Source organism: Rhodopseudomonas sp. AAP120, from assembly GCF_001295845.1.
Taxonomy (GTDB): domain Bacteria; phylum Pseudomonadota; class Alphaproteobacteria; order Rhizobiales; family Xanthobacteraceae; genus Rhodopseudomonas.
This window is the reverse complement of record NZ_LJIC01000091.1, coordinates 1-20,262: the sequence shown is the minus strand read 5'-3', so window position 1 is coordinate 20,262 and position 20,262 is coordinate 1. Positions and strand designations below refer to the sequence as shown.

Below are 20,262 nucleotides of genomic sequence, written 5' to 3'. Positions count from 1 at the left end.
GTGGTCCGGCTCACTCTGTTCTGAAGGGCCAAGGCCGCGATCATAGCCGATCACGGCTTCGTCCCAATAACGCCCCACGCTTCAATGCGAGCCGTTTGCGGCCCGTCTTTTTGCGCCCATACAGTCGGGTTCAGGCACAGATGAACCCACACCCCGATGCCGTTCAGGCAGATCGGAGGCGGCCGGTTCGGTACCCTTCTGGGAATGTCCGGCGGACCAAAAACCACCCGCTCAGGACAGTCCCAAAACTAGTGCGACTCCGTCCGACCCGTCAAGCAATAGTGAGGGTTCCTGAATCAAATACTAAATATGGTGGACGGAGGTGGAAAACAGGGGGCCGTGCCGCTTCCTGATGCCGCCAAGTATCGGTGAGTCCTCAGGGATTCAGAAGCGGAAAAATCGTGCGTCGCGGTGCACAGCGGCGCTGCACCCGCTATGCACAGGGCAGGTATTTTTTCGCCGCGAGGGGTTGCCATCGGCGACTCAGGGCGAGCCCGGCTGGGTGGCGTTTTTCGGGTGGTGGCGGGAGGCGGTTACCGGCATGGTGGCGCCGTTCGTCCTGCCGGGTGTTCCCATGTCCGAAGCTCCTCCCGCCGCGCGCGCCCGCGTCGCGACCAGTGGTCTTGTCCTGCTCGCCGTCACCTCGCTGGCCTGGGGTCTGAGCTGGCCGGTGTCCAAATACGTGATCTCCGAATGGCCGCCGCTGCCCGCCCGCGGCATCCCGGGGCTGGTCGGCTCGCTGCTGCTGTTCGCCTATGCGCGGGCGCGCGGTGACGATCTGCGCGTGCCGGTGGCGCTATGGCCACGCCTGTTGGTGTCGGCCTTCTTCAACGTCACTCTGTGGATGGTGGTGATGGGGCTGGCGCTGCTGTGGATGCCGGCCGGCGAGACCGCCGTCATTGGCTATTCGATGCCGGTGTGGACGGCGCTGCTCGCCTGGCCGCTGCTCGGCGAGCGGCTGACTGCGACGCGCGTGCTGGCGCTGGTGCTGGGGTTCGGCGGCATCGCGGCGTTGATGGGGGCGGACGGCTTCGCCGCCAGCGCCGCCAAGCTGCCGGGTGTGGCGCTGGCGCTGACCGGCGCGATTGGCTTCGCGCTCGGCACCATCTTCCTGAAGCGCTATCCGATCGCGCTGCCCGGCGCGACCTCGGCGGCGTGGCAGATCGGGATCGGCTGCATTCCGGTGACTGCGGCCGGGCTGGCGTTCGGCGTGCCGGATGTTGCGGCGACGACGCTCTACGGTTGGGCGGGCTTGGCCTATCTGACGCTGATCCAGTTTTGCCTGGCCTATCTGTGCTGGTTCGCGGCGCTGCAGCGGCTGCCGGCCTCGGTGGCGGCGATCGGCACCATGGCGGTGCCGGTGATCGGCGTCGTCGCAGCCGCGATCGCGCTGCACGAGCCGCTCGGCCTCGGCCAGATCGCCGCGTTGGTGATGGTGCTGGCCGGCGTGGCGCTGGCGACGCGCGGCTAGATCGGGTTGTGCCGCGACGCGGTCGCGCGCGGCTGCCGCGTGTCCAACTAACCGCGCCGCAGCGATGGCCGGCGAGCTGCGCACGGCGGCATGACGAGATTGGCGGTGGACCTGAGTGTCACACGCCTGTTACATGAACCGATCGGCGTTCTCGCCGGACAACACATGCGTCCGCGCAGACAAGTCGGACGAGCGACAAGGCGCGATCAAGCGCCGGGGAGCGGAATGTCGACCAACACGACCAAACTGCTGGTGACGGAATCGCTGTCGCAACGGGGGCGGGCGCTGCTCGCCGAGCGCGGCGATATCGATGTGATCGAATTTTCCAACCTGATCTCGGCGGGCGATTTCGAGGCGCTGCTGCGCGCGCAGGCGCCGGTGCACGGCGTCGCGCTCGGGGCAACGCGGTTCGGCGAGCGCGAGCTCGATGCGGCCCAGGACATGCGCGTGGTGGCGCGGATCGGCGTCGGCTACGACGCCGTCGACGTGCCGGCACTATCGAAGCGCAAGGTGCCACTGATGACCGCCGGCACCGCGAACTCGCCCTCGGTTGCGGAGCAGGCGCTGTTCATGATGCTGACGCTCGCCAAGCGCGGCGCCGAGCTGCACGCGCTGGTGAAGACCGGCGCATGGGCGACGCGGCTCGGCCTGCTGCCGTTCGACCTGTTCGGCAAGACCGTACTCATCGTTGGCTTCGGGCGCATCGGCACCCGCACCGCCAAGCGCTGCCTGGCGATGGAAATGACCGTGCTGGTCTATGATCCTTATGTGCCCGCGGCGGCGATCGAAGCGGCGGGCTGTGAAGCCGTGAGCGATCTCGACGCCGCGCTGCCGCGCGCTGATTTCGTCAGCCTGCATTGCCCGAAGACGGCGGAGACCACCGGCCTGTTCGGCGCCGCGCGGCTGGCGAAGATGAAGCCGACTTCGTATCTGATCAACACCGCCCGCGGCGGCATCGTCGTCGAGCAGGCGCTGTACGACGCGCTGCTGGCGGGGCAACTCGCCGGCGCCGGTCTCGACGTGTTCGAAGTCGAGCCGCCGCCGCTGGGGCACAAGCTGTTCGACCTGCCGAACGTCATCATCGCCCCGCACGTCGCCGGCGTCACCCGCGAAGCGCTCGATCGCATGGGCGAGCAGACCGCCCGCAACATGCTGAGCGTCCTCGACGGCGCGCCGATCTCCGCGAATGTCGTCAATCAGGATGTCTTGGGTTAGTTTTGATCCAAGTCGCGCCAGCGCCGTCATTGCGAGCGAAGCGAAGCAATCCAGCGCCGAGCACGGAGCTGGATTGCTTCGTCGCTTCGCTCCTCGCAATGACGTGGTGAGGGTTATGATAACAACAAAGGCGAGGGGAGGCCGACGATGGCGTTCAAGGAATATGGCAATTACGACGGCGTCGGCCTTGCCGAACTGGTGCGTAGCAAGCAGGTCACGCCCGGCGAATTGCTCGATGAGGCAATCGCGCGGACCGACGCGCTCAATCCGAAGCTTAATGCGGTGGTGGTTCGGCACGACGAGCATGCGCGCAGGCAGATCGAAGCGGGCCTGCCGGACGGGCCGTTCACCGGCGTGCCGTTCGTGCTGAAGGATCTCGACCTGCTCGCCGGCACGCGCACGACGTTCGGCGCGAGCGCCTACAAAAACTTCGTCGCGCCGCACACCGGCACGTTGGCGTCGCGCTTCGTGGCGGCCGGACTGACGGTCTACGGCAAGAGCGCCAGTCCCGAATTCGGCCTGATGCCGACGACGGAGTCGCGGCTGCACGGCCCGACCCGCAACCCCTGGAATCTCGATCACTCCTCGGGCGGCTCATCCGGCGGTGCGGCGGCCGTGGTGGCGGCGCGCATCCTGCCGGTGGCCCATGCCAGCGACGGCGGCGGGTCGATCCGGATTCCGGCTTCGGCCTGCGGCGTGTTCGGGCTGAAGCCGACGCGCGCCCGCAATCCGATCGGGCCGGATCGCGGCGAGGGCTGGGGCGGTTTCGCTTGCGGCCATGTGGTGAGTATCAGCGTGCGCGACAGCGCGGTGATGCTCGACGCGCTGCATGGTCCGGAGCCGACCAGCCCCTACGTCGCGCCACCGCCGGAGCGGCCGTTCGCCGAGGAGGTCGGCCGCGATCCCGGCCGGTTGCGGATCGCCTTCACCGACGTCTCGACCTATGGCGACGCCATCGATCCGGAGATCGCAGCGGCGGTGCGTGACACTGCGAAGCTGCTCGAAGGCCTCGGCCATCATGTCGAGCAGCGCGCGCCGAAGCTGCCCGCCGATCCGGCCGACGTGATCGCCGCGATCGTCGCCTGCAACACCGGGCTCAGCGTGCGGCTCGCCGAGCAGGCGCTCGGCCGCAAGGTGACGGACCAGGATTTCGAAGCGCTGACGCTGGCGAGCGCCGCCAATGCGAGCCGCGCCAGCGGCATCGATTATTGCGGCGCGCAGCTCCAGGCCTATCAGATCTCGCGGTCACTCGCGGACTTCTTTGCGGATATCGACGTCTTCCTGTCGCCGACGCTGTGTCTGCCGCCGCTGAAGATCGGCGAGCTCGACACCATGGCGCGCGACCTGTCGGGCATCAGCCCGCTGTTGCGCCGCTACATTCCTGGTACCAGCCTGTTCAACATGTCCGGCCAGCCGGCGATGTCGGTGCCGCTGGCGTGGACCACAAGCGGGCTGCCGATTGGTATGATGTTCGCGGGGCGATTCGGCGACGAAGCGACGCTGCTGCGTCTCGCCTCCCAGCTCGAGCAGGAGCGGCCGTGGAAGCAGAGGCGGCCGCCGGTCTGCGGATAGTCGCCGACGGTTTGCCGATTTCGCAGAGCAGCGCTCGCGGCGCGGGTTTGTCGTTATGCGAAGCATTAACACTTCGTTGGTGGAACGATCCGCTTCATTCGGAGTTTATTCCGGTTCTTAGCAACAAACGACCAATGTCGGCGTTGACCCGCCGGTTTGGCCGTCATTTCGTAGCGCCGAGCGCAGGGGGTAGTTTCAACGTGACCAGCAACGATCCGACCGATCACGCACTGGCGGTGATCGCGAGCATCTTCGAGAAGCCGGCAAGGCCGGAGCCGAAGGTGACCGTCGACCACGCGCAGGGGCCGTCTTCGGCGGCTCGTCCTGAGCCGGAAGGAGAGGACGCGGAATCGCGCGAGAGCGCTGCCGCCGAGGATATCCGCGCCGACGATGCGACCGACGGGGAACTGCAGGGCGCCGCCGTGCAAGAGGGCGAAGCTCCCGAGATCGCCGTGGACGGCGCGATCCTCGAAGCGATCGGCGCCGGCACGACGGCGGTGCAGATTGCCAAGACCGAGATCGTCGAGATCACAGTCACACAGACTGGCGATGCCGCGCCGATCACGCTGCGCGAGGACGGCACCGAGGATCTCGATGCGCTGACGCGGTATGGCCCCGGTCCCCTCGACGCGCTGCGCTTCAAATGGAGCGTGCGGCACGAGGGCGAAGGTTACTATGTGGACGAAACCATCGGCACCAGCTCACAGCCGATTACATCTGGTCCGTTCTCGCGCGCCGATGCGATTGCTTTCATCGACACCCGCGAGCGCCGCACCCGCCGGCGCTTCGAACGTCTGCGCAACGAAATCGTCTCCGGCCCTTCCGAACGCGGCGTTGAGGACGACGAGGACGAGACGCTATAGGACAGGAGCGGGGGCGTGATCATCATTCGCGCTCAGCCTGATGAGTCGCTCCAATCATCGTCATGCGCGCGACCAACTACTCCGGAGGGCCTCGGCAGACACGAGCGCTCTGGAGTGCTGCGCCCTCCGCTGTGACGGAGGGCGGGCAACGAGAACGCCGTTCGGGACTCTGTTACTTGGTCTTCGCGAATGCCTGAGAGATCCGCGCCCAGGTCTTCTCGTAGGCCGCGGCGGTCTCGTCGAGGCCGGCCTTCAGCGCGTTCCAGGTTTCGTCGCCGGCAGCCGATAATTGGGTCAGCTTTGGCCCAAGCGTCTTTTCCGTCTCTTCGGTCCAGCGGCGCAGCGACGACTCCATCTCCTTGCGGCCCTGTTCGAGCGCGAGGGCGGTGCTGGTCTGCATCGTCTCCAACGACGACAGGAACGCCTGGCGCTGCGCTTCGGCACGAGCCGCGAGGGCGTCCTTGACGACGCCGGCCTGATCGCCGGCAGTACCGAGGAATTTCTGGAAGGCGAGTTCGACTTCGTTCCACTGCGCCGAGACCGCGGACAAGGCCGTGTCGGTCACTTGCTTGGAGGCTCCGAGATCGGCTTGCAGCGCGCTCACCTGCGTCTGGAACGCCTCCCGCGCGCTGCGAAGCTGCGCCAGCGCTTCCTGCGCCTTGGCGCTCGACGCGTCCCCGAGCTTGGCGGCCGCTTCCTCGATCTTGGCGATCGTGGCGGCGGACTCGTCGAGCTTCTGCTTGGTCCATTCCAGATAGGCTTGAGTGAGATCGGGCTTGGTCATGGCAGCCTCCTTGTGCGTCAGGCCGTGGATGATGGGTGTGCTGCGGATGCGGGGCCGAGCGGATGGTGGAGGTTGCGCGGCTCGTCCGATCGGATGTCCAGCAGCTCGGCCAGCGCCAGCCGCCGAACCGCAATCTCCAGGGTCTGCTTCCGCTCGGCGTCGAATGTGTCCCAACCGAGTGAACTCAGCATGACGTTGCGCAGTGTGCGGAAGTTGGAGATCGCGCCGAGGACGATCGCGACCCGGACCTTCAGATCCTCGTCGTCCGGCGAGCGTCCGGTCGCGGCGGCGACTTCGGCGATCAGTGCGGCCTGAAATCGTGCGACCGACTGATAATAGATGATCCGGAAGGCGTCGTCGGCGTCGCGTTCGCAGCGCACGAAGAACACGGTCCAGGCTTCGGGCTCCGCGTCGCCGGCGATGAACTGGAAGAAGCGCATCACCACGGCGTCGATATGCGCGGCTGGATCGACGCTGGCCGTGCGCAGATGGTCGATCAGCGGTTCGATGCGGGATCGCATGTAGTCGGCGATCGCCTGCGCGGCGGCGAGGTAGAGTTCGCGCTTGCCGCCGAAATGGTAGGGGATCGCCGCCTGATTGACGCCGGCTCGCTCGGCCAGTTGGCGTGTGGTGGCGCCGTCGTAACCGACCGCCCCAAATACTTCGATCGCCGCCTCGATCATCCTGGCGCGGGTGTCATGACTCGGGCCACCGAGCGGCGGCGGCGTGCCAAGGAGTGCAGTGCGGCTGTTGGACTTCATCGTCGACGCCTCATTGGCGTCTGTTTAATTCATTCGAATGAATGAGGCTTTGCACTGGATCAAGCCAAGGAGGGCGGGAGAAAAGGTGACGCTGGAGCGGGGTCGGCCGTCATCTCCGGGAGCGACACCTCTCGAGATGTGGATGCTCACGGCAAAAAAAAAGGCGCCCACGAGGGGCGCCTTCGTTGTCTTCAGCGTAGGCCGGCCGTGGGGCCGGCGTAACCGGCTTAGTACGAGTAGTACATCTCGAACTCGACCGGGTGCGGGGTCATTTCGAAGCGCGCGACTTCGGTCATCTTCAGCTCGATGAAGGCGTCGATGAAGTCGTCGTCGAACACGCCGCCGGCCTTGAGGAAGGCGCGGTCCTTGTCGAGGCTCTCGAGCGCTTCACGCAAGCTGCCGCAAACGGTCGGGATCTGCTTCAGCTCTTCCTTCGGCAGGTCGTAGAGGTCCTTGTCCATCGCCGGACCCGGATCGATCTTGTTCTTGATGCCGTCGAGGCCGGCCATCAGCATCGCCGCGAAGGCGAGATACGGGTTGGCCATCGGGTCCGGGAAGCGGACTTCGACGCGCTTGGCCTTCGGCGAGGTGGTGTAGGGGATGCGGCAGGAAGCCGAGCGGTTGCGGGCCGAATAGGCCAGCAGCACCGGCGCTTCATAGCCCGGGACCAGACGCTTGTAGGAGTTGGTCGACGGGTTGGTGAAGGCGTTGATCGCCTTGGCGTGGGTGATGATGCCGCCGATGTAGTGCAGGCAGGTTTCCGACAGATCGGCGTACTTGTTGCCGGCGAAGGTCGGCTTGCCGTCCTTCCAGATCGACTGGTGCACGTGCATGCCCGAGCCATTGTCGCCGAACACCGGCTTCGGCATGAAGGTCGCGGTCTTGCCGTAGATGTGGGCGACCTGATGGATGCAGTACTTGTAGATCTGCATCTGGTCGGCCATGTGGGTCAGCGTGTCGAACTTCATGCCGAGCTCGTGCTGGGCCGAAGCGACTTCGTGGTGGTGCTTCTCGACCTTGACGCCCATGCGGGCCATCGCGCCGAGCATTTCCGAACGCATGTCCTGCACCGAGTCCTGCGGCGGGACCGGGAAATAGCCGGCCTTGGTGCGGATGCGGTGGCCGAGGTTGCCGCCTTCATACTCGGTGTCCGAATTGGTCGGCAGTTCCGAGGAGTCGAGCTTGAAGCCGGTGTTGTACGGGTTCGCCGAATAGCGCACGTCGTCGAACACGAAGAACTCGGCTTCCGGGCCGACGAACACGGTGTCGCCCACGCCCATCGCCTTGACCTGGGCCTCGGCCTTCTTGGCGATGCCGCGCGGGTCGCGGTTGTAGGGCTCGCCGGTCGACGGCTCGAGGATGTCGCAAGTGATGACCATGGTGGTCTCTGCGAAGAACGGATCGATCGTGGCAGTCGAGGGGTCCGGCATCAGCGTCATGTCGGACTCGTTGATCGCCTTCCAGCCGGCGATCGAGGAGCCGTCGAACATGGTGCCTTCGGAGAAGATCTCTTCGTCGATCATCGACACGTCGAAGGTGACGTGCTGCCACTTGCCGCGCGGATCGGTGAAACGCAGGTCGACGTATTTCACGTCGTTGTCCTTGATGGATTTCAGGACTTCTTTGGCGGTGGTCATGAGTACCCCTTGTGCTACGGGTCGTCGTGAAACGGCGGCCCGAACGGGGCCGCCAGGTGATACGGTCGGTGGAGGTGATAGGCCGGAGGCTTAGATGGCGTCCAGTCCGGATTCGCCCGTTCGGATGCGAACGGCTTCTTCGATATTGGAAACGAAGATCTTGCCGTCACCAATGCGCCCGGTCTGGGCGGCGCGGCGGATCGCATCGATGGCTTTTTCGACCAGATCATCGGCAATGACGATCTCGATCTTCACCTTGGGCAGAAAGTCCACGATGTATTCCGCGCCGCGATAAAGTTCCGCGTGACCCTTCTGCCGGCCGAAGCCCTTGGCCTCGGTCACGGTGATGCCCTGCAATCCGACTTCCTGAAGCGCTTCCTTGACCTCGTCCAGCTTGAACGGCTTGATGATGGCTTCGATCTTCTTCACTTAAACTCTCCCCGGACTTCCCAAGTCTTGAGACCAACCGCCTTGAGACTAGACGTCTTGAGACGGCACGTCTTGAGACGGCGACTGTATGCCAGATTGCGCGGCGCTGCGCAGTGGATCGATAACACCGCGGGCCGATCGGGCAAGCAGCTCCGTCCGTGGTCAGGGCAGGGCCCGAAGCCGGAGACGGTCGCGCGCTGACCCCGCCAGGATCGGCGAGCGCGAGGGATCGAAACATGGCTTCCGTAAAAGCAGGGTCCATGCCAAGTTGCCGGGATGGCTGATTGTGGAGCATTATCAGATTATTAAGCCGGCGTCCGCGTAGACTTTGGTGGCTGCGGGGGCGTGCGACTGAGTAATCAATGGGCATCAAGCTTATTGATTGAGCAACAAAACCCGCCGCATCTCCCTATACACAGCATTTATTGCCTCCCCGTGAGGCGAGAGTACCGGGAATTGGGCATGGAGCTGCTGACGCCCGCCGAAATGGACCGCGCCGACCTGCTGACGATCTCCGGCGGATCGTCCGGTTTCGCGCTGATGTTGCACGCCGGCCGGCATGTCGCTCAGGCCGCGATCGACATGGCCGAGAGCGGGCCGATCCTGGTGATCGCCGGGCCGGGCAATAATGGCGGCGACGGCCTGATCGCCGCCACCGAGCTTGTGGCACTCGGCCGCACCGTCCACGTCATGCTGCTCGGCGACCGCGAGGCGCTGAAGGGCGATGCCGCGCTGGCGGCGCGGGAGTGGAAGGGGCCGTTGCTGCCGTTCCTGCCGCAGTCGATCGGGACGCCGGCGCTGATCATCGATGCGCTGTTCGGCTCCGGGCTGAATCGCCCGGTGAAGGATCAGGCGCTGGAGATGATCGAAGCGGTGAACGCCAGCGGCGTGCCGGTGCTGGCGGTCGACCTGCCGAGCGGCATCAACGGCGCCACTGGTGCGGTGCTGGGCGCTGCCATCAAGGCGCGCGAGACCGTCACCTTCTTCCGCCGCAAGCCGGGACATCTGCTGGTGCCGGGACGACTGTATTGCGGCAAGCTGCGGGTGGTCGATATCGGCATCGACCCGGCGGTGCTGGACGAGATCCGGCCGCAGGCTTTCGAGAACGACCCGGACTTATGGCTCGAGCACTTTCCGGTGCCGCGCGCCGACGGGCACAAATACGGCCGCGGCCACGCCGTGGTGATTTCCGGCGAATTGTACCAGACCGGCGCGGCACGGCTGGCGGCGCGCGGCGCGCTGCGGGCCGGCGCCGGACTGGTGACGCTGGCCTCGCCCCGCGACGCGCTGGCGGTCAATGCCGCGGCGCTGACAGCCGTGATGGTGCGGGCGATCGATACGCCGGACGATCTGTCCGGAACGCTGAGCGACCGCCGGTTCAACGCGGTCGGGATCGGGCCGGGGGCGGGCGTCGATGATCGAACCCGGGACAACGTTCTGGTGGCGCTGGCCGCCAACGCCGGGACGGTCCTGGATGCGGACGCCCTGACGGTCTTCGCCGGCAGCCCGGAAACGCTGTTCGAGGCGATCAAATCCGGTTCCAATCCACAGGTTGTCCTCACCCCTCACGAGGGTGAATTCCCGCGGTTGTTCAGTGACATGAGCAACAAAAATCCACTTAGATCGAAACTCGAACGAGTCCGCGTAGCTGCGCAGCGGTCGGGCGCGGTGGTGCTGCTCAAGGGCCCCGACACGGTGGTGGCGTCGCCGGACGGCCGCGCCGCGATCGCTTTCAATGCGCCGCCTTGGCTCGCGACCGCCGGCGCCGGCGACGTGCTGACCGGAATCATCACCGGCCTGCTGGCGCAGCGGGTGCCGGCGTTCGAAGCCGCCTGCATCGGCGTGTGGATGCACGGCGAAGCCGCCTGCGAGGCCGGCCCGGGCTTGATCGCCGAAGACCTGACCGAGACGCTGCCGGCAGTGACGCGGCGGGTCTATGACGAGCTTGGCGTGGAGTATTGAGATTTAAGCTCTGGAATCACTTGGTCTTGGAGCATGAGGCTCAACTGACAAGATAGCTCCGCAGCAGCCTTGGGGCGGACCATTTGGCGGCGAAGGCCTCCATCAGCCACAGGCCAGGATGCTCCGCTGCGAAGGCGATGCGCTGCGTTTGGCCGGCGTCGATCGCCAGGGTGTCGAGCCAGAACGGCTTCCAGCCGTCGTCCAGCCGGTCGAGAAGCCGAAAATGGTGGCCATGCAGATGGAAGACCACCGGCTGGGTGCCGCGGTTGACCAGCGCCAGCACCACGGTGCGGCCGCGTTTGGCCTGAAAGGCCGGGCCGGAGGCGGGCGTGAACTTGTCGGGAGCGAACCAGTCGAGTTGGCCCGGCGTCAGCGCGCCGAGCGGCAGCTCGACCCGTAGGGCTGAGCCGAGCGGCAGCTGTGGCGGCAGGCCATTGTCAGGCAGCGCGGTCGGCGGTGGTGGCGGCGCGGCGCGCAGCGGCGGCTCCGTGGAGGTCAGCAGCTTGCCTAGCGGCACCGGCTTGCCGCCGTCCAGCAGAGTCATCGCCGAGGAAGAGCCCGGCGGCCGCGTCGCATCGATCAGCGCATCGACCCGGCCGCCGGGTGTCAGGACCAGCGTGCCGCCGCGGGCGAGGAAGGGCTCGGCCGGCTGGCCGTCGAGGCCGATCACGCGGACTTCGTGATCGTCGATTCGCACTGCAATCACATTGCGCTGGCAGCCATTGATGAAGCGCAGCCTAAACCGTCCATTGGCCCGCAGCGCGATATCGCCGGTGGGCTTGCCGTTGATGGTGTAGAGCCAGGGCGCGTCGCCGGCCTCGACGCCGGGGGCGAGCGGCTGGCCGTCCGGGCCGAGCCGCTCGTCCTCGATCAGCACGACCTCGTCACCGTCGACCTGCAGTGGGGTATCGTCCTGAACCACCACCGGCAGAATCGGCATCGGCGCGGTTCCGTCGGCGCCGAGCCGCAGATCGGCCAACAGCGTACCGGCCGAGCGCAGCGTCAGCGTAAACTCGTCCGTGCCGCCGGGTGGCACCGGTCGGCGTGCCACCAGCGGCTCCGCCGCGGCGGCGCCGTCGAGGCCGCGAAACGTCAGCAACACAGGATGTTGCAGGGCATTCTCGAAGCGGACCGTGAGCTCGTCGCCGCGCTGGAGCGGTGCCTTGTTGGTCCACAGCAGCGCCGGCCGCGACACCGGCTCGGCTCCGGTCTGCAGCACGATCGGATCGGACGCGGCGCGCAGCGTCATCGTCTTGCGGGCCGCCGCGGCGCGCCGCGGCCAGGTGCTGGCGAGGGTGAGGCCGCCAAAACCGGCGAGCAGGGTGCGGCGCGAGACGAGAAAGGAAGCGTGCGTCATCGTGCGATGCGGACCATGTTCGGGCCGCGCTGTCCACTGCGGCAGCCGGACGCGGCGTCATGCAACTGCGGGTTTTTCTTGATGCGCGACCTATTTGTCATGTTATAAGCCCGCCGCCCGCGGCATCGCGGCCGGCATGATGCTCTTCGCGGGCGTGGCGGAATTGGTAGACGCGCTGGATTTAGGTTCCAGTGACGAAAGTTGTGGGGGTTCGAGTCCCTCCGCCCGCACCACGCAAGTGCTCTGCTCATGACGCATTTCCGGCGAACCGGGTCCTTCAGGACACGCGTTCGCCAAACCACAGGTGCAGGCTTTCCGCCGCGCATCGCCATACTCGACACCTCCAGCCGCGCGGCTGGATCACACGGAAGAAGAAGATCGACGCCATGCAGGTCAAGGAAACCGTCGCCGACGGGTTGAAGCGCGAATTCCAGGTCAGTGTCCCGGCTGCGGATATCGACGCGCAAGTCGATGCTCGGCTGGTCGACCTCAAGGACAAGGTCAAGCTCAACGGCTTCCGTCCCGGCAAGGTGCCGGTGAGCCATCTGAAGCGCGTCTATGGCCGGTCGGTTGCTGCCGAGACGATCGACAAGCTGGTGCGCGAGACCAATGACGGCATCTTCGCCGAGCGCGGCTTCCGCCTCGCCACCGAGCCGAAGATCACGATGCCGCAGGACCAGAAGGAAATCGAGCAGATCCTCGAGGGCAAGTCGGACCTGACCTACACGGTCGCGATCGAGGTCGTGCCGAGCTTCGAACTGGCGGACTTCAAGAGTTTCTCGGTCGAGAAGCCGGTGGTCGAAGTCGGCGAGTCCGACGTCGACGAGGCGATCAAGCGGATCGCCGACGCCAACCGCGCCTACAGCGACAAGGGCGAGGGCGCCAAGGCCGAGAACGGCGACCGCGTCACCGTTTCGTTCGTCGGCCGGATCGACGGCGAAGCCTTCGACGGCGGCACCGGCTCGGACATCCCGGTCGTGATCGGTTCGGCCAGCTTCATCCCCGGCTTCGAGGACCAGCTGATCGGCATCGCGCAGGGCGAGACCCGCACCATCAAGGTATCGTTCCCGGAGAACTATGCCAGCGAGACGCTGGCCGGGAAGCCGGCGGAGTTCGAGACCACCGCCACCAAGGTCGAGGCTCCGCAGGACACCGCGATCGACGACGAGTTCGCCAAGACGCTCGGCATGGAATCGCTCGAGAAACTGAAGGAAGCCGCCAAGGCGCGCCTCGCCGCCGAATACGCCGGTGCGTCGCGGATGCGGGTCAAGCGCCAGCTGCTCGATCGTCTCGACGAGACCCACAAGTTCGAAGCCCCGCCGTCGCTGGTCGAGCAGGAATTCGCCGTGATGTGGCAGTCGATCAACGCCGAGATGCAGCAGAACGGCAAGACCTTTGCCGACGAGGAGACCACCGAGGAGGCGGCGCGCGAGGAATATCGCAAGATCGCCGACCGCCGCGTCCGTCTCGGCCTGGTGCTGTCCGAGATCGGCGAGAAGAACAAGATCCAGGTCACCGACGACGAAGTCAGCCGCGCGGTGATCGAGCGCGCCCGGCAGATGCCCGGCCGCGAGAAGGAAGTCTGGGACTTCTACCGCAGCAATCCCGAGGCGCTGGCCCAGCTCCGCGCCCCGATCTACGAAGACAAGGTGGTCGATTTCATCCTCGAGCTCGCCAACGTGACCGACAAGCCGGTCACCCGCGAGGAGCTCTACAAGGACGACGACGACAAGACCGCGGCCTGATCGGCCCGCGCCATACCGGCTCCGGCGGCCGCCGCGACACCCGTCGCGGCGGCCGTTTTGCGTCATGAGACCCTGTTAACGATGCCCGGCGAAAGCGCGCCGATTCGGGGCGGAAAGCCGGCCGGCGGTTTTGCCGTGAGCCGCCGAATCAGTATCAACTCGGCTCAGAAACGGGGCTTACCCTTGTGGCCGGGCAATCGGCCCATATCTGAGCACTCGCTTTCACGTCCTGCATCACGGGACGATCGCCGCGGCGAACCCGGTCGCCAGACCGGAATTGCACCCCGCGCGCTGTCGTCTTCGACAACCCTCAGGTGAATTATGCGCGATCCGTTGGAAACCTACATGAACCTCGTGCCGATGGTGGTCGAGCAGACCAACCGCGGCGAACGGGCCTACGACATCTTTTCGCGCCTCCTGAAAGAGCGGATCATCTTCGTCACCGGCCCGGTCGAAGACGGCATGTCGACGCTGATCGTCGCCCAGTTGCTGTTCCTCGAAGCCGAGAATCCGAAGAAGGAAATCTCGATGTACATCAACTCGCCGGGCGGGGTGGTGACGTCGGGTCTGGCGATCTACGACACCATGCAGTTCATCCGCCCGCCGGTGTCGACGCTGTGCACCGGCCAGGCCGCCTCGATGGGCTCGCTGCTGCTGGCTGCCGGCCACAAGGACATGCGGTTCTCGCTGCCGAACGCTCGGATCATGGTCCACCAGCCGTCGGGCGGCTTCCAGGGCCAGGCCACCGACATCATGCTGCACGCCCAGGAAATCCTGAACCTGAAGAAGCGGCTGAACGAGATCTACGTCCACCACACCGGCCAGACCTACAAGGCGATCGAGGATGCGCTGGAGCGCGACAAGTTCCTGACCGCCGAGATGGCGCGCGACTTCGGTATCGTTGACAAGGTCATCGACAAGCGTGCCGAAGAGACCGCCGCGGCCGGGAAGGCGACCTGATCGATCGGGTGCGGATCGCGCGAGCCTCGGGATTGTCCTCAGCTGTTGGCCGGATGTTCCACTTTCGTGCTGTCACACGTGGCAATCTCGCAACTCTGCCCTGTTTTCAGGGATGCAGGCTCGCGCAGCCGCAGCAAATCACGCTATTGTCACGCGTCCCGGTCCGGGGCGCGGTTAGTGAAATCTTGATAGACGGGTGACAGCATGATTGGCTGAACCTGATCGACGAAAGTGTTTGGGGGATTCGAAGCGGCCGCGATTGGTGCGGCCACAGAAGTGCGGGGGCCTTTTCTGGTACGGAATTTGCTCCATTTATACCGGGTCTGCCGGGTCCAACCGGGAGGCACGGCTGCCAGAGAAGACCGAACCGCGGACGGAGAACGAAATGAGTAAGGTCGGTACGAGCGACTCCAAGAACACCCTGTACTGCTCGTTCTGCGGAAAGAGCCAGCACGAGGTCCGCAAGCTGATCGCCGGCCCCACGGTATTCATCTGTGATGAGTGCGTGGAACTGTGCATGGACATCATCCGCGAAGAGAACAAATCCTCGCTGGTGAAGTCGCGCGACGGCATTCCGACCCCGAAGGAAATCTGCAAGGTCCTCGATGACTACGTCATCGGCCAGGGCCATGCGAAGAAGGTGCTCTCGGTCGCGGTCCACAATCACTACAAGCGGCTGAACCACCAGACCAAGCACAACGACGTCGAACTGGCGAAGTCGAACATCCTGCTGATCGGTCCGACCGGCTCGGGCAAGACGCTGCTGGCGCAGACGCTCGCGCGGATTCTCGACGTGCCGTTCACGATGGCGGATGCGACGACGCTGACCGAAGCCGGCTATGTCGGCGAGGACGTCGAGAACATCATCCTGAAGCTGCTGCAGGCCGCCGACTACAATGTCGAGCGGGCACAGCGCGGCATCGTGTATATCGACGAGATCGACAAGATCAGTCGCAAGTCGGACAATCCCTCGATCACCCGCGACGTGTCGGGCGAGGGCGTCCAGCAGGCGCTGCTCAAGATCATGGAAGGCACGGTGGCTTCGGTCCCGCCGCAGGGCGGCCGCAAGCACCCGCAGCAGGAGTTCCTGCAGGTCGACACCACCAACATCCTGTTCATCTGCGGTGGTGCCTTCGCGGGCCTCGAGAAGATCATCTCGTCGCGTGGCCGGACCACCTCGATCGGCTTCGCCGCGCAGGTTCTGGCACCGGAAGATCGCCGCACCGGTGAGATCTTCCGTCACGTCGAGCCCGAAGATCTGCTGAAGTACGGCCTCATTCCGGAATTCGTCGGCCGTCTGCCCGTGGTGGCGACGCTCGAGGATCTGGACGAGACCTCGCTGAAGAAGATCCTGACCGACCCGAAGAACGCGCTGGTCAAGCAGTACCAGCGTCTGTTCGAGATGGAGAACATCGAGCTCACCTTCGCCGACGAGGCGCTGGGGGCGGTGGCCCGCAAGGCGATCGAGCGCAAGACCGGCGCCCGCGGCCTGCGGTCGATCCTCGAGAGCATCCTGCTCGAGACGATGTTCGATCTGCCGGGCCTGGAAGGCGTCGAAGAGGTGGTGATCTCGCGCGAAGTCGTCGAGGGCACCGCCCGGCCGCTGTACATCTACGCCGACCGCACCGACCGCGCGGCCGAGAGCAGCGCAAGCGCATAATGACCCGCCATCGCACGGAATTTTCCGCGCGACACGGCCGAGACAATCGGGCTGCCGGGACCTCTCGGCAGCCCGTTTTCGTCCTGCATGATGCCGCGCGCTCTGCGCGTCTATGCCTGACAAACCGGCGCTTTTTCCACGACTTGACACCCCCCGGGGTGATAGCCACCTAATGTTCACGGCGATGACAAGCGTTATCAGGATTCGCCTTCAAATCCGGACGAGTGGGGCCTGAGCCGGCCGTAACGCGCCGGTACACTCGGCACCTTGTGGTGGCCGCGCCGGGGGGCGGGCCACGGGCAAGGGGGCACAACGAAAGGAACGGGCCATGACCGCCACCAAACCCAGGCCAACGATCGTTTACGGCGAAAGCCACGCCTATCCAGTTCTTCCGCTGCGCGACATCGTCGTCTTCCCGCATATGATCGTGCCGCTGTTCGTCGGCCGCGAGAAGTCGATCCGCGCGCTCGAAGAGGTGATGAAGAACGACGCGCTGATCATGCTGGCGACGCAGAAGAATGCGTCGGACGATGATCCGGCGCCGGGCTCGATCTACGAGATCGGCACCCTCGCCAGCGTGCTGCAACTGTTGAAGCTGCCCGACGGCACCGTGAAGGTGTTGGTCGAAGGCCTCGCGCGCGCCAAGGTCGAGAACTACACCGATCGCACCGAGTATTACGAAGCCACTGCCAAGTCGCTCGCCGACACCGACGCCACCAGCGTCGAGGCGGAAGCGCTGGCCCGCTCGGTGGTGTCGGATTTCGAAAGCTACGTGAAGCTCAACAAGAAGATCTCGGCCGAAGTCGTCGGCGTGGTGCAGTCGATCACCGACTTCGCCAAGCTGGGCGACACCGTCGCGTCGCATCTCGCCGTCAAGATCGCGGATCGCCAGGGCATCCTGGAGACGCTGTCGGTCACCGCGCGCCTGGAGAAGGTGCTCGGTCTGATGGAGAGCGAGATCTCGGTGCTGCAGGTCGAGAAGCGCATCCGCTCGCGCGTCAAGCGCCAGATGGAGAAGACCCAGCGCGAGTACTATCTCAACGAGCAGATGAAGGCGATCCAGAAGGAACTCGGCGACGACGAGGGCCGGGACGAGCTCGCCGAGCTCGAGGAGAAGATCGCCAAGACCAAGCTGACCAAGGAAGCCCGCGAGAAGGCGCAGCACGAGCTGAAGAAGCTGCGCCAGATGTCGCCGATGTCCGCGGAAGCGACCGTCGTGCGCAACTATCTCGACTGGCTGCTGTCGATCCCGTGGAACAAGAAGTCCAAGGTGAAGAAGGACCTCGAGTCGGCTCAGGCCACCCTCGACTCCGATCACTACGGGCTGGAGAAGGTCAAGGAGCGGATCGTCGAGTATCTCGCGGTGCAGTCGCGCGCCAACAAGCTGTCGGGGCCGATCCTGTGCCTCGTCGGCCCGCCCGGCGTCGGCAAGACCTCGCTCGGCAAGTCGATCGCCAAGGCGACCGGACGTGAGTTCGTGCGCGTGTCGCTCGGCGGCGTTCGTGACGAAGCCGAGATCCGCGGTCATCGTCGGACTTACATCGGTTCGATGCCCGGCAAGATCATCCAGTCGATGAGGAAGGCCAAGACCTCGAACCCGCTGTTCCTGCTGGACGAGATCGACAAGATGGGCGCCGACTTCCGCGGCGATCCGTCCTCGGCTCTGCTCGAGGTGCTCGACCCCGAACAGAACCAGACCTTCAACGACCACTATCTCGAGGTGGACTACGATCTGTCCAACGTGATGTTCATCACCACGGCGAACACCCTGAACATCCCGGGGCCGCTGATGGACCGTATGGAGATCATCCGGATCGCCGGCTACACCGAGAACGAGAAGGTCGAGATCGCCCGCAAGCATCTGATCCCGCTGGCGCTGACCAAGCACGGGCTGGATTCGAAGGAGTGGTCGATCGACGACGCAGCGCTGCTGCTGATGATCCGCCGCTACACCCGCGAAGCCGGCGTGCGTAATCTCGAACGCGAGATTTCCACGCTTGCCCGTAAGGCGGTCAAGGACCTGATGCTGTCGAAGAAGAAGACGGTGAAGGTCAACGAGAAGGCGATCGAGGAATATCTCGGCGTGCCGAAGTTCCGCTTCGGCGAGATCGAGAAGGACGATCAGGTCGGTGTCGTCACCGGCCTGGCGTGGACCGACGTCGGCGGCGAGCTGCTGACGATCGAAAGCGTGATGATGCCGGGCAAGGGTCGCATGACGGTGACCGGAAACTTGCGCGACGTCATGAAGGAATCGATCCAGGCGGCGGCGTCCTACGTCCGCTCGCGGGCGATCACCTTCGGGATCGAGCCGCCGTTCTTCGAGCGGCGCGACATCCACGTCCACGTGCCGGAGGGGGCGACCCCGAAGGATGGTCCGTCGGCCGGCGTCGCGATGGCCACCACCATCGTGTCGGTACTGACCGGCATTCCGATCCGGCGCGATATCGCCATGACCGGTGAGATCACGCTGCGCGGCCGGGTCCTGCCGATCGGCGGTCTGAAGGAGAAGTTGTTGGCGGCGGCTCGCGGCGGCATCAAGACGGTGCTGATCCCCGAGGACAACGCCAAGGACCTCACCGAGATCTCGGACGCGATCAAGGGTGGTTTGAACATCATCCCGGTCGCCCGGATGGACGAGGTGATCGCCAACGCGCTGGTGCGCGCGCCGGTGCCGATCGTCTGGGAAGAGGAGCCCGCCAAGCTTTCCGGTAAGCCGGAGAGCCAGGACGGCGACGAAGCCCCGGGTGGTCTCACCGCCCACTGAGCGGCACGAGCCTCATAACGCAATTAGCGGCGCCCTCCGGGGCGCCGTTTTGCGTTTGGCGACCGCTGCGCGGTGGCGCATCATCGTCCGGCACAAGGAGAAAGCCTGATGGACATCGACGGCCAATGTCATTGCGGACGCATCAGCTACGTCGCGGCCATCGACCCGCAGCGGGTCGGAATCTGTCACTGCACCGATTGTCAGACGTTCAGCAGTTCGGCGTTTCGCGTCAGCGTGCGCGCCAACCGGGCGGATGTGCGGGTCACCGGAACACCCAAGACGTACGCCAAGACCGCGGACAGCGGCGTTGTCCGGCTGCAGCATTTCTGTCCGGATTGCGGGACTTCGCTGTTCACCAGCGGCGCCGAGCTGGAGGCCAGCGATCTCGTCATTCGTTGGGGCAGCATTCGCCAGCGCGCCCAATTGCCGCCTGCGCGGCAGATCTGGTGTCAGTCGGCGCTGCCCTGGCTCGGCCAGCTCGAGCAGCTCCCCGGCAATCCGGCGGGCTAGGGCTGCCTTTAACGGGGTGGGCGATCGGGCCGCTCTGCGTTCGGATGGCGTGGCGGTGAATGGCTTGCGTCGCCGACGCTGTCGGCAGTAAACAAGCCGGGCGGGCGGCTAGCTCAGCTGGTTAGAGCATCTCGTTTACACCGAGAGGGTCGGGAGTTCGAATCTCTCGCCGCCCACCATGTGCCCCTAAGATCCCGCTTCCGTGGCCCTTGATGGTTTCGGCGTCCGCCGTACGCCCGGGACGACGTGACGAATCCGGCGATACGGGGCTGCCGTATCGCCGAATCTCGGCCGCCAGATCCGATCGAGCCATCGGTGCTGTCGGGATAAGCCTTCCCGCTACAGCTACTCGGCTCTCGCTCGATCAGCAGAGGTTACCGCGACGGCACGCCCGTCGAGCTCGGTGTCCGCGAATTGTCCTGGCCGATCGCGCTGCCGGCACCCTGGCCTCCGCGTTCGACATTGGCGGGACCGCCGCCGCCCGCACCACCTGCACCGGCACCACCAGCGCCCGCGCCGGCACCACCGGCACCCGCGCCGCCGGCTCCTGCGCCACCCGCGCCGGCGCCGCC

16 protein-coding genes and 2 tRNA genes are annotated in these 20,262 nt (G+C 65.5%); 12 read left to right on the top strand and 6 right to left on the bottom strand.

The genetic code is table 11. The annotated features are described in order from the left end of the window. Positions 1 to 574: 574 nt before the first annotated feature. From IP86_RS15055 to IP86_RS15040, 4 genes are all read left to right on the top strand, one after another. A complete protein-coding gene (locus IP86_RS15055; protein WP_054163418.1) occupies positions 575 to 1,471 on the top strand; it encodes a DMT family transporter in 897 nt (298 codons plus the stop codon). Positions 1,472 to 1,696: 225 nt separating this feature from the next. Next, positions 1,697 to 2,686: a hydroxyacid dehydrogenase gene (locus IP86_RS15050; RefSeq protein WP_054163346.1), complete on the top strand. Its 990-nt coding sequence runs from the start codon at positions 1,697 to 1,699 to the stop codon at positions 2,684 to 2,686. Positions 2,687 to 2,833: 147 nt separating this feature from the next. After that, positions 2,834 to 4,258: an amidase gene (locus tag IP86_RS15045; protein WP_054163345.1), complete on the top strand. Its 1,425-nt coding sequence runs from the start codon at positions 2,834 to 2,836 to the stop codon at positions 4,256 to 4,258. Beyond that, positions 4,225 to 5,121 carry a hypothetical protein gene (locus tag IP86_RS15040; RefSeq protein WP_245290631.1) on the top strand — a complete coding sequence of 299 codons (897 nt, stop codon included), beginning with the start codon at positions 4,225 to 4,227 and terminating at the stop codon, positions 5,119 to 5,121. The genes IP86_RS15045 and IP86_RS15040 overlap by 34 nt, the downstream gene beginning before the upstream one ends. Before the next feature lie 172 nt (positions 5,122 to 5,293). Here the strand turns inward: IP86_RS15040 and IP86_RS15035 are convergent, their stop codons facing one another. From IP86_RS15035 to IP86_RS15020, 4 genes are all read right to left on the bottom strand, one after another. Beyond that, a complete protein-coding gene (locus IP86_RS15035) occupies positions 5,294 to 5,905 on the bottom strand; it encodes a hypothetical protein (protein WP_054163343.1) in 612 nt (203 codons plus the stop codon). A gap of 17 nt (positions 5,906 to 5,922) precedes the next feature. After that, the gene (locus tag IP86_RS15030; RefSeq protein WP_054163342.1) at positions 5,923 to 6,666 is read right to left on the bottom strand and encodes a CerR family C-terminal domain-containing protein; all 744 of its coding nucleotides are present in this window, start codon (positions 6,664 to 6,666) and stop codon (positions 5,923 to 5,925) included. Positions 6,667 to 6,893: 227 nt separating this feature from the next. Further along, complete coding sequence (gene glnA / locus IP86_RS15025) at positions 6,894 to 8,303, bottom strand: type I glutamate--ammonia ligase (protein WP_054163341.1); 1,410 nt, start codon at positions 8,301 to 8,303, stop codon at positions 6,894 to 6,896. A 90-nt stretch (positions 8,304 to 8,393) separates the two neighbouring features. Beyond that, the gene (locus IP86_RS15020) at positions 8,394 to 8,732 is read right to left on the bottom strand and encodes a P-II family nitrogen regulator (protein WP_022723564.1); all 339 of its coding nucleotides are present in this window, start codon (positions 8,730 to 8,732) and stop codon (positions 8,394 to 8,396) included. A gap of 462 nt (positions 8,733 to 9,194) precedes the next feature. On the opposite strand from IP86_RS15020, the gene IP86_RS15015 reads away from it, so the two are divergent. Then, positions 9,195 to 10,694 carry a bifunctional ADP-dependent NAD(P)H-hydrate dehydratase/NAD(P)H-hydrate epimerase gene (locus IP86_RS15015; protein WP_054163340.1) on the top strand — a complete coding sequence of 500 codons (1,500 nt, stop codon included), beginning with the start codon at positions 9,195 to 9,197 and terminating at the stop codon, positions 10,692 to 10,694. A 40-nt stretch (positions 10,695 to 10,734) separates the two neighbouring features. Here IP86_RS15015 and IP86_RS15010 read toward each other — a convergent pair whose 3' ends face one another. Continuing rightward, positions 10,735 to 12,051 carry a multicopper oxidase family protein gene (locus IP86_RS15010; protein ID WP_054163339.1) on the bottom strand — a complete coding sequence of 439 codons (1,317 nt, stop codon included), beginning with the start codon at positions 12,049 to 12,051 and terminating at the stop codon, positions 10,735 to 10,737. Between the two features lie 148 nt (positions 12,052 to 12,199). On the opposite strand from IP86_RS15010, the gene IP86_RS15005 reads away from it, so the two are divergent. From IP86_RS15005 to IP86_RS14975, 7 genes are all read left to right on the top strand, one after another. Continuing rightward, positions 12,200 to 12,284: transfer RNA gene (locus IP86_RS15005), tRNA-Leu, on the top strand. Positions 12,285 to 12,437: 153 nt separating this feature from the next. Continuing rightward, positions 12,438 to 13,796 carry a trigger factor gene (tig, locus tag IP86_RS15000; protein ID WP_054163338.1) on the top strand — a complete coding sequence of 453 codons (1,359 nt, stop codon included), beginning with the start codon at positions 12,438 to 12,440 and terminating at the stop codon, positions 13,794 to 13,796. Between the two features lie 321 nt (positions 13,797 to 14,117). Continuing rightward, on the top strand, positions 14,118 to 14,756 hold the full coding sequence (locus IP86_RS14995; protein ID WP_054163337.1) for an ATP-dependent Clp protease proteolytic subunit: 639 nt from the start codon (positions 14,118 to 14,120) through the stop codon (positions 14,754 to 14,756). A gap of 385 nt (positions 14,757 to 15,141) precedes the next feature. Then, complete coding sequence (gene clpX / locus IP86_RS14990; RefSeq protein ID WP_054163336.1) at positions 15,142 to 16,416, top strand: ATP-dependent Clp protease ATP-binding subunit ClpX; 1,275 nt, start codon at positions 15,142 to 15,144, stop codon at positions 16,414 to 16,416. A gap of 328 nt (positions 16,417 to 16,744) precedes the next feature. Continuing rightward, entirely contained in the window at positions 16,745 to 19,180 is a 2,436-nt protein-coding gene (gene lon, locus IP86_RS14985) for an endopeptidase La (protein WP_054163335.1), read from the top strand. A 108-nt stretch (positions 19,181 to 19,288) separates the two neighbouring features. Next, on the top strand, positions 19,289 to 19,690 hold the full coding sequence (locus tag IP86_RS14980; RefSeq protein ID WP_054163334.1) for a GFA family protein: 402 nt from the start codon (positions 19,289 to 19,291) through the stop codon (positions 19,688 to 19,690). 102 nt (positions 19,691 to 19,792) lie between these two features. Further along, positions 19,793 to 19,869 (top strand) — tRNA-Val (locus IP86_RS14975). Positions 19,870 to 20,054: 185 nt separating this feature from the next. On the opposite strand, the gene IP86_RS29255 is transcribed toward IP86_RS14975, so the two are convergent. Then, positions 20,055 to 20,262 (bottom strand): hypothetical protein (locus IP86_RS29255; RefSeq protein WP_210168173.1); only part of this gene is annotated, 208 nt, incomplete at its 5' end.

What these genes read in the sequence shown, in the direction of transcription:
- IP86_RS15055 (WP_054163418.1), top strand. Translation starts at nt 575, where the DNA reads ATGTCCGAAGCTCCTCCCGCCGCGCGCGCCCGCGTCGCGACCAGTGGT.
- IP86_RS15050 (WP_054163346.1), top strand. Translation starts at nt 1,697, where the DNA reads ATGTCGACCAACACGACCAAACTGCTGGTGACGGAATCGCTGTCGCAA.
- IP86_RS15045 (WP_054163345.1), top strand. Translation starts at nt 2,834, where the DNA reads ATGGCGTTCAAGGAATATGGCAATTACGACGGCGTCGGCCTTGCCGAA.
- IP86_RS15035 (WP_054163343.1), bottom strand. Translation starts at nt 5,905, where the DNA reads ATGACCAAGCCCGATCTCACTCAAGCCTATCTGGAATGGACCAAGCAG.
- IP86_RS15030 (WP_054163342.1), bottom strand. Translation starts at nt 6,666, where the DNA reads ATGAAGTCCAACAGCCGCACTGCACTCCTTGGCACGCCGCCGCCGCTC.
- glnA (WP_054163341.1), bottom strand. Translation starts at nt 8,303, where the DNA reads ATGACCACCGCCAAAGAAGTCCTGAAATCCATCAAGGACAACGACGTG.
- IP86_RS15015 (WP_054163340.1), top strand. Translation starts at nt 9,195, where the DNA reads ATGGAGCTGCTGACGCCCGCCGAAATGGACCGCGCCGACCTGCTGACG.
- IP86_RS15010 (WP_054163339.1), bottom strand. Translation starts at nt 12,051, where the DNA reads ATGACGCACGCTTCCTTTCTCGTCTCGCGCCGCACCCTGCTCGCCGGT.
- tig (WP_054163338.1), top strand. Translation starts at nt 12,438, where the DNA reads ATGCAGGTCAAGGAAACCGTCGCCGACGGGTTGAAGCGCGAATTCCAG.
- IP86_RS14995 (WP_054163337.1), top strand. Translation starts at nt 14,118, where the DNA reads ATGCGCGATCCGTTGGAAACCTACATGAACCTCGTGCCGATGGTGGTC.
- clpX (WP_054163336.1), top strand. Translation starts at nt 15,142, where the DNA reads ATGAGTAAGGTCGGTACGAGCGACTCCAAGAACACCCTGTACTGCTCG.
- lon (WP_054163335.1), top strand. Translation starts at nt 16,745, where the DNA reads ATGACCGCCACCAAACCCAGGCCAACGATCGTTTACGGCGAAAGCCAC.
- IP86_RS14980 (WP_054163334.1), top strand. Translation starts at nt 19,289, where the DNA reads ATGGACATCGACGGCCAATGTCATTGCGGACGCATCAGCTACGTCGCG.